Raw genomic sequence first — 16,800 nt, 5'->3', positions numbered from 1 at the left:
GGCGAACCCTTCAAAACCGCAGCACACAAGATGAAAAAAGCCCAGACCACCAAGCGGTCCGGGCTTAATAAACGATGGTGCTCCATGGCGGATTCGAACCGTCGACCTTGGGATTAGAAGTCCCCTGCTCTATCCAACTGAGCTAATGGAGCAAATAACCGCACGCCCAGCCAAACAATTCGGCCAAGCGCAAGTAATTATAACCTAGTTGAACTGCTCGCGGTACGCCTTGCAGACCTCATCGACCGGGCCGTCCATGCGAAGGTCACCCTTCTCAATCCAAACGGCACGCTGGCAGATACGCTCAACCTGCTCCATGGAGTGCGAAACGAACAGAACCGTCACATCACCGCTCTGGATAAAGTGCTGGATGCGGTCCTCGCACTTCTGCTGGAAAAACACGTCACCGACGGACAGCGTCTCGTCAACGATCAGAATATCGGGCTCGGTAATCGTCGCGATTGCAAAGGCGATACGCGCCACCATGCCTGAAGAGAAGTTCTTAAGCGGCATATCGACAAAATTCTGCAGCTCAGCGAACTCAATAATGCCGTCAAAATTGGCGTCGATGAACTCCTTGGTATAGCCGAGCAGCGCGCCGTTCAAATAAATGTTCTCGCGGGCGGTCAGCTCGGGGTCAAAACCGGCGCCAAGCTCAATCAGAGGCGCGATGTTGCCGTGCACCTTAACGCTGCCCTCGCTGGGCTCGAGCACACCGGCGATAATCTTGAGCATCGTAGACTTGCCGGAGCCATTGGTGCCGACCAGACCCACAACCTCGCCGCGATGAATATCAAACGAGATGTGCTTAAGCGCCCTAAACTCCTCAAAGAACAGCTCGTGCTTGGCAAGCTTAATGAAGTACTCCTTGAGGTTGGTCAGCGACTCGGACGCCATGTTAAAGATCATGGTGACGTCGTCGACCTCGACAGCCAGAGGCTGCTCGCTGTAATCAACAACAGATTCAGTCATCACAGCACTCCTTAGATGTAGAGGATAAATTTGCGCTCGGACTTATGGAACACGGTATAGCCAATAATAAGCGCAAGAACCGCCCAAGCGACGCACATACCAAACGTCATAAGCGAGGGCGTAGTCTGGAACAGGAAGATATCGCGCATAAACTGCAGGTAGTTGAACATGGGGTTCGCATACATCAAGATACGCACGAGATGCGACATTTGCGCAATATAGTCAGTCGTCCAGAAGATGGGCGTAATGTAAGTCCACGCCGTAATGACGACGCTCCACAGATGCATAACGTCGCGGAAGAAGACCGTAAGGGCAGAGAGCATCATGCCCAGGCCCATGCAGAAGCACATAAGCAGCAGCAGGCAAACCGGCAACAGAATCAGGTGCCAAGAAGGCATAACGCGGAACCACAGCATGACGATGGCGACGGCGACCAGCGAGAAGGCAAAGTTGACCAGCGAGAAGAGCACCTTCTGCACCGGGAAAACCCAGCGGTGCACCTTAACCTTCTTGAGCAGAGGGGCAGCGCCCACGATCGACGTCAGGGCCTGATTAGTAGACTCAGACATGACGGCAAAGGTGATGTTACCCACGATCAAGTACAGCGGGTACATCTCGGGCGTCATTGAGCCATTGCGGCCCTGGCCAAAAATCGTCGAGAACACGATGGCCATGACGATCATCATCAGCAGCGGGTTGAGCACCGACCATGCGACGCCCAGAACGCTACGGCGATACTTGATCTTAAAATCCTTGGTAACCAGCTGACGAAGGATAAACGCGTCCTTCTCAAATTCGTTCTTAGCAAACGTCGCAGGCAGACTGCGAGTTTCTTGTTGCTTTGTCTGATCCGACACGGATGCAACTCCTTTACTCGTAATCGTTGACAAACGAACAGTATAGACCCGACGGCCATGCAAACGATTCGCGCAACAAAACTGGAGAACTAACCCACATCTTAGGATGCCAGGCCCAAACGGCTATACTTTCTAGGATTGAATGTATAAGGAGCATTAAGTGAATTCTGAATCCATCGCCGTCATCATCCCTTGCTACAACGAAGCGCTCACGATCGGCAAAGTCATCGACGACTTTCACCGCGAGCTTCCGCAGGCGACGGTCTATGTCTATGACAACAACTCGTCGGACGATACCTCACGCATTGCCACCGAGCACGGCGCCACAGTCCGCTTTGAGCCCCGTCAGGGAAAGGGCAACGTGTGCCGCCAGATGTTTCGCGATATCGACGCCGATTGCTACCTGATGGTCGACGGAGACGACACCTACCCCGCCGAGGCGGCCAAGGCCCTCTGCGAGCCCATCCTTAACGGCACGGCCGACATGACCGTAGGCGATCGCCTTTCCAACGGCACCTACGCCGAGGAGAACAAGCGTGCCTTCCACGGCTTTGGCAATAATCTGGTCCGCGCCATGATCAAGTGGATCTATGGCTACAGCTTCGATGACGTCATGACAGGCTACCGCGCCATGAGCCGCCCGTTCGTTAAAACCTTCCCAGTGCTTTCCGAGGGCTTTCAGATCGAAACCGAGCTCTCGATCCACGCCGTCGACCACCGCTGGCGCATCAAAGATGTGCCCATCGAGTACCGCGACCGTCCCGAGGGTTCCGAGTCCAAACTCAACACCGTGAGCGACGGCATTAAAGTCGTTGCGATGATCGGCACGCTGTTCAAGGACTACCGCCCGCTGAAGTTCTTCAGCCTCGTTGCGCTTCTGTTCGCGGTATTCGGCCTCGCCCTGGGCATGCCCATCGTTGTCGAATATTTCCAGACCGGCCTCGCTCCGCGCTTCCCCACCGCCATGCTCGCCGCGTCGTTTATGTTCCTGTGCGGTCTGAGCCTTGCGACCGGCTTCATCCTCGATTCCGTGGCAAAGGTCGAAAAAAAGCAGTGGGAGGTCAACGTGTACAGCAAATACGCCTACGACGACCAGCCCGGCCACCCTACTTCCAAGCCAAGCGAGAGGTAAACCACCATGCCGCTCATCTCCATCGTCGTACCGAGTTACAACGAGCAGGAATCACTTCCGATCTTTCTCAAAGAGCTCGATGGCGTCGTTCGCATCATGACCCGGCAAGACCCCGGCATCTCCTTTGAAGCCGTCCTCATCGACGATGGCTCGGCAGACAAAACGCTCGCCGTCATGAAGGCGGAAGCCGCGGCGGCGCATCCATACGCCATCCGCTGGCACTCTTTCTCGCGCAACTTTGGCAAGGAGGCGGCACTACTCGCCGGACTCCAGCACGCAAAGGGCGACTATGTCGCCACCATGGATGCCGACATGCAGGACCCGCCCTCGCTCCTGCCGCAGATGTACGAAATCTTGCAGACCGAAGACTACGATAACGTCGCCACACGCAGGACCACCCGCGAAGGCGAGCCTCCCATCAGGTCGTTCTGTGCCCGTATGTTCTACAAGATCATCAACCGCATTTCCAAGGCCGACATCGTCGACGGAGCACGCGATTTTAGGCTCATGAAGCGACCTATGGTCAACGCCATCATCTCCATGGGCGAATACAACCGATTCTCCAAGGGCATTTACGGCTGGGTGGGCTTCAAGACCAAATGGCTCCCCTACGTAAACGTCAACCGCGTCGCGGGCGAGACCAAGTGGAGCTTTTGGTCGCTGCTCCTCTATTCCATCGACGGCATCGTCGCGTTTTCCACGGCGCCGCTCTCCCTCGCCGCCCTCACGGGTATCGTCTTCTGCCTCATCGCCATCATGGGATTTATCGTCATCCTGGTCAAAACGCTTGTTTGGGGCGATCCCGTAGGCGGATGGCCCTCCCTTGCCTGCCTCATTACGCTGTTTGGCGGCATGCAGCTCCTGTGCCTGGGAATCATTGGCGAGTACCTAGCAAAAGCCTACTTGGAGGCCAAGCACCGCCCCATCTATATCATTCGAGAATCCAACGAGGAATCTGATGACACGGCCCAATAACAGCACGCTCAAGAATGTGGCGTTCTACGCCGCCTGCTTCACGTTTCCCATCGCATTTTTTGTCGCACTTGCAGAGGCGGGGCATGTCTACCCCTTTGGCGACAACTCGTTTCTCACCAACGATCTCAAATACCAATACATTGACTTCTTCGCGTGGTTTCGCCGCGTCCTTTTAGGCGAGGCAAACCTTCGCTATTCCTTCTCACAGGGCCTCGGTATGAACACATGGGGGCTCTATAGCTACTACCTCGCCAGCCCCTTCAACCTGCTCTGCGTGCTGTTTCCCGCAGACAAGCTGACGCTCTTCGTATTTGCCATAACCGCGCTCAAGCTTGGCTGCATCCACATCAGCAGCGCTTGGTATGTGCAAAAGCGCTTTGACCTTTCCAAGCCCGCCGCATTCTTGCTATCCCTCTCGTTCACGTTTTGCAGCTGGACCATCAGCAACCTGCGCAACCCACTCTGGATTGATTGCCTGATCCTGCTGCCCATCTGCGCCTACGGATGCCACGAGCTCATCCGCAAGCAGTGCATGATCCGCCTCGTCATCACAACGGCGCTCAATGTCATGTTCTGCTGGTATACGGCCTACATCAGCATCCTGTTCCTCTGCATCTTCGTATTGGTCGAATTTGTCGATTATGTTGCAGAAGAAGGTTTTAGCTGGAAGCTCATGCTCGATCGGGCCCTGCGATTCGCAGGCGCCATCGTGCTCGGGCTACTTCTGTCCGCTTGGACCTTTTTGCCGACCATCCTTGCCATGTCCAAGGGCGGCCCCGTCCTAGCCCTCGGGCCGCTGCTTAAAACCAGCCTCAAATCGCTCATCAGGGGCTTTCTCCCTGGCATGTGGGTGGACAACGATAGTACACCGCAGTTCTATTGCGGCGTCATCATGATGCTGCTCGCGGTGAGCCTGCTGTTTAACCGCACGGTTTCGATCAAGACACGCATCGCAACGCTCGTCGTCACGATAATCCTGGTCGCCAGCTCCGTTTTGAGCCCGCTCGAGTACATCTGGTGCGGCATGCGCGTGCCCAACGGATTCTATTCGCGCACGACTTTCTTGCTGAGCTTCTTTGCGCTGTGGGCAGCGGGCTATTCGTTGCAGGTGTTCGAGGGCCAGCCCAAATTTCGTCATGCCTATCGACCAGCCGTCGTATTACCAATCCTGACAATCACCGCAATTGAGTTGTTTATCAACGCCCATGTGATGTGGAACCAACTGTACGCAGGCTATTCCGAAGAAGCCAACAGCACCTATGTCGCCACCGCAACCAACACGATCACAGCCATTCAAGACCAGGATTCTGCGTCATTCTACCGCATCGATCGAACGACCACGCGTGCCGATAGCGCCGCCCTCAACGAAGGCCTAGCGCTTGGGTACAACCAGTTGTCTTCGTATTCGTCTGCCAACAACCCGCAGGCCATCGCACTGCTCAACTCCCTTGGATACAGCAGCGTCGGCGAATTCTCGACCCGTTATGCCGAGCCCATTCTCGCCGTCGATGCCCTATTGGGAGTTAAGTACGCCATTCCTGAAAACGCGCCTGCAGGATACGTTTCGGCCAAGACGAATCAGGCCGACTCCACAAGCTCGGTGTACGAGAACCCCTATGCGCTCAGCATTGGCGTCGCAGCCTCAAGCGATATCCAAAACAGCACGCTGAAGAGCGAGAACCCCTTCGAAAAGCAGAACGACCTCTACAGCAAAATCCTAGGCCGCAAGGTCGAGCTCTATACCAAGATCGAGGCCGCGAGCACGGAGAATAGCGATAGCTTAAAGCAATGGAGCGTTACTCTTCCGGCAAGCTCCATCGGGTATCTCTACATCAACAAAGATGCGACCGCCGGCAGTTATTGGCCCGTCGCCCTTACCATCGACCAGCGAGCAATCGAAAACGAGGCCTGGAGATTCGACAATAATATCCGCCAGATTGCGGATGCATCGGACACCCCGAGCCAGCATACGGTGTCAATCGGAGTCGCAGAGGGCTATACAGACATGCCCCAAGACAATGAGCCGGTCTTTTACGCCCTCAATCTGGATGTTTTCGAGCAGATTATTAACGAGCTTAAGGCGAGCGAGTTTATTACGACGGTTTTTGAGGACGGAAGGATCGAAGGCGAGTATACCGCCAAGGATGACGGCAACCTGCTGTTGAGCGTTCCGTACGATGAGGGCTGGAACGCAACGGTAAACGGAACCGCCGCAGAACTAACGCCCGCCGCCGATAAGGGCTTGTCGTCCCTTAACATGCAGAAAGGCGCGAATAAGATCGTGATGACCTACAAGACTCCGGGCGCCCTTGCGGGGCTTGCAGTGAGTCTGGCGACCGCCGCCGCCCTTGTTGCAGCGGGTCTATACGCCAGGCATAAGAAAAGCCGCCGTTAACAAGCGGCGGCTTTTTCTCTCGAAAAGTTAATAACGGCTAGAGCGTCTTGAGGTACTCCCCCAGCTCTTCCTCCCAGTCGGGCATGTGGAAGCCTGCAGCCTCGAGCTTGGACAGGTCGAGCGCCGAGTGGACCGGGCGCGGGGCGACGGGGCCGGCGGCGTTCGCGTAGTAGTCGGCGGTCGAAACCGGCACGACCCTCTCGCCGTTGCCGTTGGCGGCCTCGAAGACGGCGCGGGCGATGTCCGCCCAGGACCTGACGGCGCCGGAGCCGGTGCAGTCGTAGGTGCCGTAGGGGGCGTGCGTGCCCAGCACGTGGAAGATGGCCTCGGCCATGTCGCGGGTGAAGGTCAGGCGGCCCAGCTGGTCGTCGACGACCGTGACCTGCGCGAGATTGTCCTCGGGGTCGGCGACGCGGTCGGACAGCCCCCTCATGGTCTTGACGAAGTTGTGGCCCTCGCCGATTACCCAGCTGGAGCGCATGATGTAGTGGCGCGGGCACCCGGCCACGGCGATGTCGCCGGCGGCCTTGGTCTGTCCGTAGACGGACAGCGGGGAGAACGGCTCGTCCTCCGTGTGGACCTCGGCCGTGCCGTCGAAGACGTAGTCGCTGGACACGTGGACCAGGGTGATCCCGTGCTCGGAGCAGGTGCGGGCGAGCAGCGCCGGCCCGGTCGCGTTGGCCTTCCAGGCGGTCACGCGGCCCTCGGGGGTCTCCGCCCTGTCGACCGCGGTGTAGGCGCCGCAGTTGATGACGGTGCCGTAGAGCGACCAGTCGTACTTGGAGTAGGCGTCCGGGTCTGACATGTCGAAGGTGTCGATGTCGCAGAAGTCGAAGTCCTTGGCCACGCCGCGCTCCTCGGCGAGCGCGCGCACCGCGCGGCCCAGCTGGCCGTCGCAGCCGGTGACGAGGGTACGCTTCGGCGCCATCGGGACGACGTCCTTCAGCATCGGGTGGTTGAGGTCGGCCTCGGAGACGGTGGCCTCCGCAAGCGGGATCGGCCACTCGATGGCGAGCTCGGGGTCGGCGAGGTTCACGAAGGTGTAGGTCCTCTTGAGCTCCAGCGACCAGTGGGCGTCCACCAGGTAGGTGTAGGCGGTGCCGTCCTCCAGGGCCTGGAAGGAGTTGCCCACGCCGCGCGGGACGTAGATGGCCTTACTCGGGTCGAGCGTGCAGGTGAACACCTTCCCGTAGGTGGCGCTGCCCTCGCGCAGGTCGACCCAGGCGCCGAAGACCGAGCCTCGGGCCACCGAGATGAACTTGTCCCAGGGCTCGGCGTGGATGCCGCGGGTGACGCCGCGGCTGTCGTTGTAGGAGATGTTGTTCTGGACGACCCTGAGGTCGGGGATGCCCAGGGCGGTCATCTTGGCGCGCTGCCAGTTCTCCTTGAACCAGCCGCGCGAGTCGCCGTGGACGGCGAGGTCGACGACCTTCAGGCCCTCGATGCCGGTCTCGGCGACGGAGAGGTCCTTCTCGAATGCGATGTCTGCCATGTGGGAAAAGCTCCTATCGAAGAGGTTGGGTAACCGGGGGCGCCCGCGCGGGGACGCAGGATCATCCCCATGCCCTGCGGCCCCGCGCGGGCGCCCCGCGGTGCGGTTCGCCGGGGTCCGGCCTACTGCCCCTGGGCGCGGTAGCGTGCCTCGGTGGCCTCCTTGGCCGGGCGCCACCAGGGCTCGTTGGCGACGTACCAGTCGATCGTCTGCTTGAGCCCCTCGGCGAAGTCGGTGTGCGCCGGCCTCCAGCCCAGCTCGCGCTGGAGCTTGGTCGAGTCGATGGCGTAGCGGCGGTCGTGGCCGGGGCGGTCGGCGACCCAGTCGAAGTCCTCGGGGTCGCGGCCCATCGCCTCGAGGATCATGCGCAGGACCGTGATGTTGTTCTTCTCGCCGTCGGCGCCGATGAGGTAGGTCTCCCCCATGCGGCCCTTCGTGAGGATGTCCCAGACGGCCGAGGAGTGGTCCTCGGTGTGGATCCAGTCGCGGACGTTCTCGCCGCGGCCGTAGAGCTTGGGGCGCACGCCGTCGATGATGTTCGTGATCTGGCGCGGGATGAACTTCTCCACGTGCTGGTAGGGTCCGTAGTTGTTGGAGCAGTTGGAGATGGTCGTGCGCAGGCCGTAGGTGCGGGTCCAGGCGCGGACCAGCATGTCGGAGGACGCCTTGGTGCTCGAGTACGGGCTGCTCGGGTGATACGGCGTCTCCTCGGTGAACTTCGCCGGGTCGTCGAGCGCAAGGTCGCCGTAGACCTCGTCGGTGGAGACGTGGTGGTAGCGGACGCCGTATTTGCGGACGGCCTCCAGCAGGCGGAAGGTTCCCTCGACGTTGGTGCGCAGGAACGGCTCCGGGTCGGCGATGGAGTTGTCGTTGTGGGACTCCGCAGCATAGTGGACGATCGCGTCGTGGCCGGGGACGATCCTATCGAGCAGCTCCGCGTCGCAGATGTCGCCCACGACAAGCTCCACGCGGTCGGAGGGCAGCCCCGCGATGTTCTCGGGGTTGCCGGCGTAGGTCAGCTTGTCCAGGACGGTGACGTGGACGCCCGGGTGGTTGTCGACCACGTAGTGCACGAAGTTGCTGCCGATGAAGCCGCAGCCGCCCGTGACGATGATGTTCTTAGGTTCAAAAATCTCAGACATGAATCTCCTTTTTTCGCCTACTAGAGATGTAAGTACTTAAACATTTGAACATATGAGCCTTCAGCAGAATCAGAATCTTCTCCTGCAGGTTTGTTTCTTATGCCAAACTCTCTGTATCCCATGCGACTATAGAACTCAATAAGACCAGGCTCATTGACAGAGTCCAGAAACACAAACCTTCCGCCAACAAGACGCTGTATGTCAGAAATAGACTTTTCAACGAAAGCCATGAGTTCTTCACCGGTTACGCGACCTATACCTGAATCGCTTTTCCCAAATTGCGCCAACAGAACACAAGGCAAATCAAAACAACCAGTTTCTGGTCTAAGTTCACCAAAAGAAGCCAACTTCTTGTGAGCTGTTTTTGAAACGACATTCTCAGGAATGGAGGCAATCTTTAGAGCAAGGGCATAAAAGCCAACTAAAGCGGCCGCATCTGTATCAAATACAAGATAAGAGGCACAGAAACCCCTCAGGTTAAAATCAAACGTGTTATAACGAACAAAATCCTCTATATCCTTGTTACGTTCACAGCGAAAAGAGGAGAGAACGTCCGAAACCTCGTCCTCTCCTCGCGCATTAAGTAATTGGAGTAAAGAATACGATACAAGCGCCATTTCTAGAAGCCCATCGATTTAAACAAAGAATCGATGGCCTTCTTCATGTCTGGCGTCAAAGACGGATCCGAAGGCGATGGCTTGAACTTCAAATCCTTGGTTACGCCTTCATCATATGCGTCGCACAACGCCTTTACGCCCTGAGGAGAGAGCATCCTAATCGGTGTTTTTAAACTTGAAGTAGCCATATGCCCTCCTTCCCTTAAAAATATCTACTTAGATTATAACCGAAAATACGAACACATATTCGAATTGCCCGATTATCATGAAATTCTAACGCAGCTTCTTACTTCGCTTGCTGCTCAAGGCGCTTTACAAGCTGTTCCTCAGAATGGACAAACTCAAATGGTTCATACTCGCCATATGCGGAAGGACGACTGATGTTAATGAGCTGAAGGTCAGAGATGCCGAAACGATCCTCTATCCTTCGCATCATCTCGACAAGTTCCTGGCCTGGCTTAACGGCCATTACCAACGAACCTTGCTTAGAAAACCACTTAGCAACCAGATAACGCATCAGCCAACTCGCCTCCTCAGTACGAAAGGGATGAGAGCAGCTCGACGGAGAGGCCATCGCGCTCCAGAATATCAGTCATCACTCATCCCCTTTCACCAGGCAATTAGTACTCGCGCGGGCTGTTGACGATCTCGCCGGCGGCGACCTTCTTCAGGTGCCGGCCGTAGACCGACTTGCCGTAGGCCTTGGCCGCCTCCTCGAGCTCGGCGGTCGTGATCCAGCCGTTCTCCCAGGCGATCTCCTCGGGGACGGACACGGGCAGGTCCTGGGAGTGCTCCACGGCGCGGACGAACTCCGCGGCCTCGTGCAGGCTCTCCATGGTGCCGGTGTCGAGCCAGGCGTACCCGCGGCCCAGGGTCACGACGGACAGCGTCCCCTCCTCCAGGTACATCTGGTTGAGCGTGGTGATCTCCAGCTCGCCGCGCGCGGAGGGCTTGACCCCATGCGCCTTGGCGGCCACGTCGCCCGGGTAGAAGTACAGGCCGGTGACGGCGTAGGAGCTCTTGGGCTCCGCGGGCTTCTCCTCGATGGACACGGCCCTGCCCTCGCCGTCGAACTCAACGACGCCGAAGCGCTCGGGGTCGTCCACGTGGTAGCCGAAGACCGTGGCCCTCCCCGACTCGGCGTTCTGGACGGCGCGCGTCAGGTGGCGCGACAGGCCGTTGCCGTAGAAGATGTTGTCGCCGAGCACGAGGGCGCACGGCTCGCCGTCGATGAATTCCTCGCCGATGGTGAAGGCCTGCGCCAGGCCGTCGGGGCTCGGCTGCTCGGCGTAGGAGAGGTTCACGCCGTAGCGCGAGCCGTCCCCGAGCAGGCGCTCGAAGTTGGGGAGGTCGGTCGGCGTGGAGATGACCAGGATGTCCCGGATGCCCGCCAGCATGAGGGTGGACAGCGGGTAGTAGATCATGGGCTTGTCGTAGACCGGCAGCAGCTGCTTGGAGGTCACGAGCGTGAGCGGGTACAGGCGCGTGCCGGACCCGCCGGCGAGGATGATGCCTTTCATAGAATTCCTCTCAGTTGACAATCGTTAGGCAAAAGCTGCTAATTGCAAACAACGATTAGACAAACATATTTATTAAAATTATATGCGCCAGCAGCGGCTTCCTCCTCATTCTCTTTAAAACGGACAGTAGAAACACGTAACTCTTTCTGCATTTATCGCGAGGTAGGAAATGAATAAGTACAATGAGCAGTGTCCAACAAACGAAAGGCAAACAATGCGAGTCGAAACAACCGGAGTATGCAGAGGAAACTGGAAAATCTACCAGCAGCTTAAAATAGAAGGCATCCATGAAGGCTCCAGCATAAAAGCTCAAGCGGCAACGGTTGACGACCGCCGTTTACCTTTGTCTCTTCTAAAATTCAAGGACAATAACGGCGAATCAGACTCATACGTTCTTGTAATCCCCGACCCCGACACCCGATCCATTAAAGTTGAGTTTAGCGAAATCGGCAAAGACGGTCGTAACCTGAGCAGCGACTCCCTTTCGCTCAATTGCAAGAACATCAAATGGGAGTCGCGTCTTAACTACAAAATTAAACCTGACATGTGCAGCAAACTCAGAAATTACGATGACGTTTCAGAGTTTGAGATGGCGACGATTGATTTTTGGCAGTGCATCGAAGATTCAAACGAGTATATCCTGAGGTGCACGGTTAGAACACCGTACCGCAACGACTCGCAAATCAAACTTCGCTGCCTCGATCGGTTCCTCAATGAGGTTGAGCTGAGCATAGTCAACTTCGGCTCAAATGTAACGAGTGTTGGATTTACATCCGAGAAAAAACAACTTGAAACACAGCTCTCGATCCGCATGCCAAAGGCGTTTGATCGTTACTACTTTATAATTGGCGATCAAAATCACCCTTCATTCAGTGCATTTGACTGCTTAACGCCTGATAAATTAGGCTTGCTTCTTGAGGAGACCAACTTCCTCTTTACCCATGCGCAGTTTGACCCTGAATACCCCGAATGGTTTACAGAGCATAAGGCAACCATTGGCGCACTGGAGAAGCAGAGAAAAATCGTCTTCAATAGCGCTCCGAAATTCAGCATCATTGTCCCTCTTTACAACACGCCCATTTCGTTTTTTAACGATATGGTCGAATCCGTAAAAAACCAGTCTTATGCAAACTGGGAGCTCCTCCTAGTTAATGCAAGCCCTGACAATCAGGAACTAAAGGCTCGCGTTGAGCAGGAAACAGCCCGCGACAACAGAATTAAGTCAATTAATCTTACCGAAAATAAGGGTATTTCCGAAAACACAAACGCAGGCGTTGCCGTAGCTTCGGGCGATTTCGTTAGCTTCTTTGACCATGACGACATTCTTGAACCGGACTTGTTGTTCTCATATGCCGAGGCAATTGAAAACAATAATGGCGTCGATCTTCTTTATTGTGATGAAGATAAACTCATGCCCGATGGAAAGTTAGCGCAGCCGTTCTTTAAGCCGGATTTCAATATCGATCTGCTCAGAAACAATAACTATATCTGCCACATGCTTACCATCCGTAAGTCCCTGCTAGACACTCTAGAGCCGAACACAAAAGAGTTCGATGGAGCACAGGATCATAATCTGACTCTCCGCGCCGTGGAAAAGGCAAGGAAAGTTCATCATGTTGCGAAGGTTCTATACCACTGGCGCCTAAGCGAGACCTCCACCGCAGCAAATGCCGATAGCAAGCCGTATGCCACTATCGCAGGTATCAAAGCGGTCCAGAGTCATTTGGACAGGCTTGGGCTCAATGCGAAGGTCGAACAAGCGCGTCGTCCCTTTACATATAAAGTAACCTACGCTGTGCCAGATTCCCACCCACTCGTGTCAATTATCATCCCGACTAAAGACCACGCCGACATTCTGAACAACTGCATTACATCAATTGTTGAGAAATCAACGTACGACAATTACGAGCTCGTCATAATCGAAAACAACAGCACAGAAAAGGTGACGTTCGATTATTACGATAAGTTGCAAGCAAAATATCCTGACATCGTTCGTCTTGTAACTTGGGAACACGAATTCAATTTCTCCAAGCTCATGAACTTTGGCGTTGCTCACGCCAAGGGCGACTATCTCTTGCTATTGAATAACGATACTGAGGTAATTACGCCCAATTGGATCGAGACCATGCTTGGCATCTGCGCACGTGAGGATGTTGGCGCAGTCGGTGCAAAACTCTACTATCCCGACAACACCATTCAGCACGCGGGCCTATGCGTCACTGGCGGCGTGGCGGGACATCTTTGCCAGAGCATGCCAAGGAATAATTGGGGCTACTTTGCACTCAACGATGCGCAACAAGACTTCAGCGCTGTCACTGCAGCTTGCATAATGACCAAGCGTAGCGAATATGAGAAAGTCGGAGGTTTCACCGAAGAGCTTCAAGTTGCATTTAATGATGTTGACTTTTGCTTAAAGCTACGCGAGATTAACGACCTGATCGTATACACGCCCGAAGTCGAGCTCTATCACTACGAGTCGATTTCTAGAGGCGTTGAAAACAATACGGAAAAGCAGATTCGGTTCCACAAAGAAGTCGCATGCATGAATTATCGCTGGGCAAAATACTATGTCGAAGGCGATCCGTACATTAACCCAAATTTCAGCGTGGGAGAACCCGGAAATCGCTACTATCATTTATAAAGTGTTAGCTTAATTCTGCGCTTTCTAATTTTAACCTTATTAAAATGCGACTAATAGATAAGGGAATCGAGGGTCAACCCTCGATTCCCTTACTATGAATAATTGCATTCCATACATGATATACAGTTAAGAAGCGTTTGTGATTCGATACACAAGCAGGCGTTGATTCCGCATGCTGGCCAGAATCCGCATCATTCCAAAGGCGTATTTAAAACCCAGCCCCACTGTGGTATAGCGGTAGTGTGGTAGTAGTTCAGCCACCAAGCAAGTGATGTTGTCCTGATGTAACCGATGTTATCCATAACCATACCGTTTCCGATATAAATAGCAATATGGCCCCAGCGGGCACCAGCACTTGTATGAGTATGCGTAGGGACCGCAACGATCATTCCAACTTTAAGCTGAGATATATCTCGGCTGTAACACCAATTCCAGAACATGTCGCATGCGTCGCCGTTGGGATATGACCCCAGCACGGGGTAAAACACATGGCTAACCCACTCCGAGCACAGTCCCGCCCCAGGAGAAGGAACGCTATGGCAACGATTAACGATCTGGGACTGCAAGGAGGCGCGCGCGGAGTGCTCAGGCTCCACCCAAGCACCTGAGGCATTAAAGAAATACTCGGAGTCTCCAATTCTGTTCCAGCCATTTACCATTTGTCCAGAAGACATAAGGTAGTACCACGTTCCATCATCATCGAGGAACCAGCCAGTATTCATAGCTCCGGATTCGTTGTCGAGGTGATACCACCTACCGTCAATGAATCGCCAACCGCGCTGCAGAACCCCATCTGAGTCTGTGTAAAACCACACCTGTGCAGCTGAGGACCAATACCAGCCAGCGACAGGCTTTCCCTCGGGATCCCTGAGCTTAATTCCACCCGCGCCGTCCTTGACGCCCGAAAGCACAATCGCACCACTGCTGCACGCATAATATACGTTTTCATCTTGTGAGAAGACCCAAGTGTTGCACTTTAATGCACCGCCGCTATCCGGATCCAAATAATAAATGGAGCCATTTACAGTTTGAAATCCTTCCAGCATGGCGCCATTATTATTGGGGTCTAGCAAATACCAGCTAGAACCATTGTAAAACCACCCGGTACGAATCTCTCCCGATGCGTTGGAGCAATACCATGCCCCATCGTTAATAAACCAACCGGAGCTCATAGAACCGGATTCGGAAAAATGATACAAAGAGCCGTTAACAAGCCTAAAGCCCGTAGCCATTAATCCAGAAGGCTCAAGCCAGTACCAAGTATTGCCAAGGAGTAACCACCCGGTCTGCATAGCGCCCGAACTGTCCAAATAGTACCAGCTATCATCAATTAAAACCCAGCCGGTCTTCATTGAACCCGATGTCTCGTCAAGGTAGAACCAGCGCCCACCGGTGGCAGCCCATCCCTTCAAATGTGCACAGGAGTTAGAAAATAAATGCCAGCCATCGTTCAAGTATTTCCAGCCAGTAGCTGCATAACCTTCGGAATCAAAATAATACTCCGCCCCTCTAATGGACAGAAAACAGTTTGACGGCCAACCACCAGCCTCATATCTCCACCACCATTTACCGTTTTGGTAGGCCCAAGAACCAGGAAGAGCGATGTTATTATCAGAGGAACGAACGATCTGGAACGACAGTTGAGAGGTAACGCCGGCGTAATTCCCTAGCCCATTCACTCTTATAGTGGCGCAGCCAGGGGCAACATTATCTGAATACGTGACTTCATAATCGATTCCGCTTGCTAGCACAGAACCGCTGGCAGTCAAAACAGAGACATCAGGAGTAATCACATCGCCAGTATATTCATATATCGACGAATCGATAGATGCTTTGAAATTATCGGAATCCAAAGTCAAACGATCGCTACCTGATGTCCCAAATGCTTCCTGACCCGATTGAACCAAAGAGCCATCAGTGCCTTCAGCCACGCAATCTTCAGTTAATGAAAATGCGATTGCGGGCCATAAAAGAGAGATGAAACAAATAGATGTTAGACAAACCACGCTGATTAAACTCAGATGTCGATTTTTCATCATTTTTCTCTTCTCGCCAAATCAAATTAACCTTTGAATATCCAGATGCAGTCGACCCAGAGATGCAGTTCCCAAATTAATTAATATGCAAGACAACTCGCTTGATACGTTGCACCAGATAAAACGATAAGACACTCAACAGGTACCGTCAAGATTCTTTCGCAAATTGATCGAGGCGGCCTCGGCCCCGCCTTGCTCTAGCCCTCCGCCTTCTTGCTCAGCTCGTCCATCTCCTCCAGCTTCGACATGTCCAGGTACCTCCTCTTGCCCCATTCGTGCTCCACGATGTACTTCAGCCTCGCCGTCACCAGCATCAGGGCCGAGTTGCCGTCCGGGAAGGTCCCTACGACTCTCGTCCTCCGCCTGATCTCGCGGTTGATGCGCTCGATACCGTTATTGGTCCGGATTCTGCGCCAGTGCTCCGGCGGGAAGTCCGTGTAGGCGAGAGTCTCGGAGAAGCCGTCGCGCACCGTCCTCGCGGCCGCGCCGAGCCTCATCCCGTCCAGCTCGTCCGCCACCTCCGCCGCCTTCCTCGAGCACGCCTCGCGCGATTCCTGCGCGTGAATCGCCTTCAGCATGCGCGCCACGGCCTTCCTCCTGGTCACGGGCACCCTTCCCAACACGTTTCGGTAGAAGTGGACCGTGCAGCGCTGGTAGCGTGCCCCGGGGAACACCTCCTCGAGCGCACCGAGCATCCCCGCGCACTTGTCGCCGGTGACGAGCCGCACGCCGGAGAGCCCGCGCCCCCTGAGCCACGAGAAGAACTCGCGCCACGAGTCCGCCGACTCGGTGTAGCCCTCCGCGCAGCCGATGACCTCCCGGTCGCCGGTGGAGTTGACGCCGATGGCCACCAGAACGGCCACGTTCTCGTAGGACCCTCCCCAGCTGCGCTTGAGGTAGATGCCGTCGACGAAAACGTAAGGGTAATCGCCCTCGAGCGGCCTCTGGCGCCAGGCCTCGATGGACGCGAACGCCTTCTCGTTGAGGTTGGAGACGGTGCCGGAGGACACGGGCGCTCCCC

The 16,800-nt window shown here is 55.2% G+C and carries 14 protein-coding genes and 1 tRNA gene; 4 read left to right on the top strand and 11 right to left on the bottom strand.

All coding sequences use genetic code 11. The features are described 5' to 3' along the window. Positions 1-75: 75 nt before the first annotated feature. From PMW67_RS03610 to PMW67_RS03600, 3 genes are all read right to left on the bottom strand, one after another. A tRNA-Arg gene (locus PMW67_RS03610) sits at positions 76-152 on the bottom strand. 52 nt (positions 153-204) lie between these two features. Continuing rightward, entirely contained in the window at positions 205-972 is a 768-nt protein-coding gene (locus tag PMW67_RS03605; protein WP_022094777.1) for an ABC transporter ATP-binding protein, read from the bottom strand. Between the two features lie 11 nt (positions 973-983). Then, a complete protein-coding gene (locus PMW67_RS03600; protein WP_271738766.1) occupies positions 984-1,829 on the bottom strand; it encodes an ABC transporter permease in 846 nt (281 codons plus the stop codon). 160 nt (positions 1,830-1,989) lie between these two features. On the opposite strand from PMW67_RS03600, the gene PMW67_RS03595 reads away from it, so the two are divergent. The 3 genes from PMW67_RS03595 to PMW67_RS03585 are packed head-to-tail and all read left to right on the top strand — an operon-like array spanning position 1,990 to position 6,331. Further along, positions 1,990-2,961, top strand: coding sequence for a glycosyltransferase family 2 protein (locus tag PMW67_RS03595; protein WP_271738765.1), 972 nt, complete (start codon positions 1,990-1,992; stop codon positions 2,959-2,961). A 6-nt stretch (positions 2,962-2,967) separates the two neighbouring features. Continuing rightward, complete coding sequence (locus PMW67_RS03590; protein WP_118334446.1) at positions 2,968-3,936, top strand: glycosyltransferase family 2 protein; 969 nt, start codon at positions 2,968-2,970, stop codon at positions 3,934-3,936. After that, positions 3,920-6,331: a YfhO family protein gene (locus PMW67_RS03585; RefSeq protein ID WP_271738764.1), complete on the top strand. Its 2,412-nt coding sequence runs from the start codon at positions 3,920-3,922 to the stop codon at positions 6,329-6,331. Before PMW67_RS03590 ends, PMW67_RS03585 begins: the two co-directional genes overlap by 17 nt. Positions 6,332-6,368: 37 nt before the next feature. On the opposite strand, the gene PMW67_RS03580 is transcribed toward PMW67_RS03585, so the two are convergent. The 6 genes from PMW67_RS03580 to rfbA all read right to left on the bottom strand — a co-directional run bounded on the left by PMW67_RS03580 (position 6,369) and on the right by rfbA (position 11,102). Further along, positions 6,369-7,823 (bottom strand): sugar nucleotide-binding protein, encoded by a 1,455-nt coding sequence (locus PMW67_RS03580; protein ID WP_271738763.1) that lies wholly within the window; start codon positions 7,821-7,823, stop codon positions 6,369-6,371. A 122-nt stretch (positions 7,824-7,945) separates the two neighbouring features. Continuing rightward, positions 7,946-8,965, bottom strand: a complete 1,020-nt coding sequence (gene rfbB / locus PMW67_RS03575; protein ID WP_124786119.1) for a dTDP-glucose 4,6-dehydratase — start codon at positions 8,963-8,965, stop codon at positions 7,946-7,948. A 20-nt stretch (positions 8,966-8,985) separates the two neighbouring features. Next, the gene (locus tag PMW67_RS03570; RefSeq protein WP_117774325.1) at positions 8,986-9,582 is read right to left on the bottom strand and encodes a hypothetical protein; all 597 of its coding nucleotides are present in this window, start codon (positions 9,580-9,582) and stop codon (positions 8,986-8,988) included. A 2-nt stretch (positions 9,583-9,584) separates the two neighbouring features. Further along, positions 9,585-9,770 carry a hypothetical protein gene (locus PMW67_RS03565; protein WP_089573662.1) on the bottom strand — a complete coding sequence of 62 codons (186 nt, stop codon included), beginning with the start codon at positions 9,768-9,770 and terminating at the stop codon, positions 9,585-9,587. Positions 9,771-9,868: 98 nt separating this feature from the next. After that, entirely contained in the window at positions 9,869-10,099 is a 231-nt protein-coding gene (locus PMW67_RS03560) for a DUF6718 family protein (protein ID WP_124786118.1), read from the bottom strand. Positions 10,100-10,202: 103 nt separating this feature from the next. Continuing rightward, a complete protein-coding gene (gene rfbA, locus PMW67_RS03555; RefSeq protein ID WP_271738811.1) occupies positions 10,203-11,102 on the bottom strand; it encodes a glucose-1-phosphate thymidylyltransferase RfbA in 900 nt (299 codons plus the stop codon). A gap of 169 nt (positions 11,103-11,271) precedes the next feature. On the opposite strand from rfbA, the gene PMW67_RS03550 reads away from it, so the two are divergent. Then, positions 11,272-13,743 carry a glycosyltransferase family 2 protein gene (locus PMW67_RS03550; RefSeq protein WP_271738762.1) on the top strand — a complete coding sequence of 824 codons (2,472 nt, stop codon included), beginning with the start codon at positions 11,272-11,274 and terminating at the stop codon, positions 13,741-13,743. 191 nt (positions 13,744-13,934) lie between these two features. Here PMW67_RS03550 and PMW67_RS03545 read toward each other — a convergent pair whose 3' ends face one another. Beyond that, a complete protein-coding gene (locus tag PMW67_RS03545) occupies positions 13,935-15,779 on the bottom strand; it encodes an N-acetylmuramoyl-L-alanine amidase family protein (protein ID WP_199576462.1) in 1,845 nt (614 codons plus the stop codon). Between the two features lie 197 nt (positions 15,780-15,976). Beyond that, positions 15,977-16,800, bottom strand: an 824-nt coding sequence (locus PMW67_RS03540) for an IS256 family transposase (RefSeq protein WP_271738761.1), incomplete at its 5' end; no start/stop codon positions are given.

Source organism: Collinsella aerofaciens, from assembly GCF_028209395.1.
GTDB classification, from domain to species: Bacteria; Actinomycetota; Coriobacteriia; order Coriobacteriales; family Coriobacteriaceae; genus Collinsella; species Collinsella aerofaciens_AZ.
The sequence above is the reverse complement of the archived record's forward strand: the minus strand, read 5'-3'. Positions and strand labels throughout refer to the sequence as shown.

Excerpts from the sequence above, each read along its gene's own strand:
- PMW67_RS03605 (WP_022094777.1), bottom strand. The coding sequence starts at position 972 with ATGACTGAATCTGTTGTTGATTACAGCGAGCAGCCTCTGGCTGTCGAG.
- PMW67_RS03590 (WP_118334446.1), top strand. The coding sequence starts at position 2,968 with ATGCCGCTCATCTCCATCGTCGTACCGAGTTACAACGAGCAGGAATCA.
- PMW67_RS03585 (WP_271738764.1), top strand. The coding sequence starts at position 3,920 with ATGACACGGCCCAATAACAGCACGCTCAAGAATGTGGCGTTCTACGCC.
- PMW67_RS03580 (WP_271738763.1), bottom strand. The coding sequence starts at position 7,823 with ATGGCAGACATCGCATTCGAGAAGGACCTCTCCGTCGCCGAGACCGGC.
- rfbB (WP_124786119.1), bottom strand. The coding sequence starts at position 8,965 with ATGTCTGAGATTTTTGAACCTAAGAACATCATCGTCACGGGCGGCTGC.
- PMW67_RS03570 (WP_117774325.1), bottom strand. The coding sequence starts at position 9,582 with ATGGCGCTTGTATCGTATTCTTTACTCCAATTACTTAATGCGCGAGGA.
- PMW67_RS03565 (WP_089573662.1), bottom strand. The coding sequence starts at position 9,770 with ATGGCTACTTCAAGTTTAAAAACACCGATTAGGATGCTCTCTCCTCAG.
- PMW67_RS03560 (WP_124786118.1), bottom strand. The coding sequence starts at position 10,099 with ATGCGTTATCTGGTTGCTAAGTGGTTTTCTAAGCAAGGTTCGTTGGTA.
- rfbA (WP_271738811.1), bottom strand. The coding sequence starts at position 11,102 with ATGAAAGGCATCATCCTCGCCGGCGGGTCCGGCACGCGCCTGTACCCG.
- PMW67_RS03550 (WP_271738762.1), top strand. The coding sequence starts at position 11,272 with ATGAATAAGTACAATGAGCAGTGTCCAACAAACGAAAGGCAAACAATG.
- PMW67_RS03545 (WP_199576462.1), bottom strand. The coding sequence starts at position 15,779 with ATGAAAAATCGACATCTGAGTTTAATCAGCGTGGTTTGTCTAACATCT.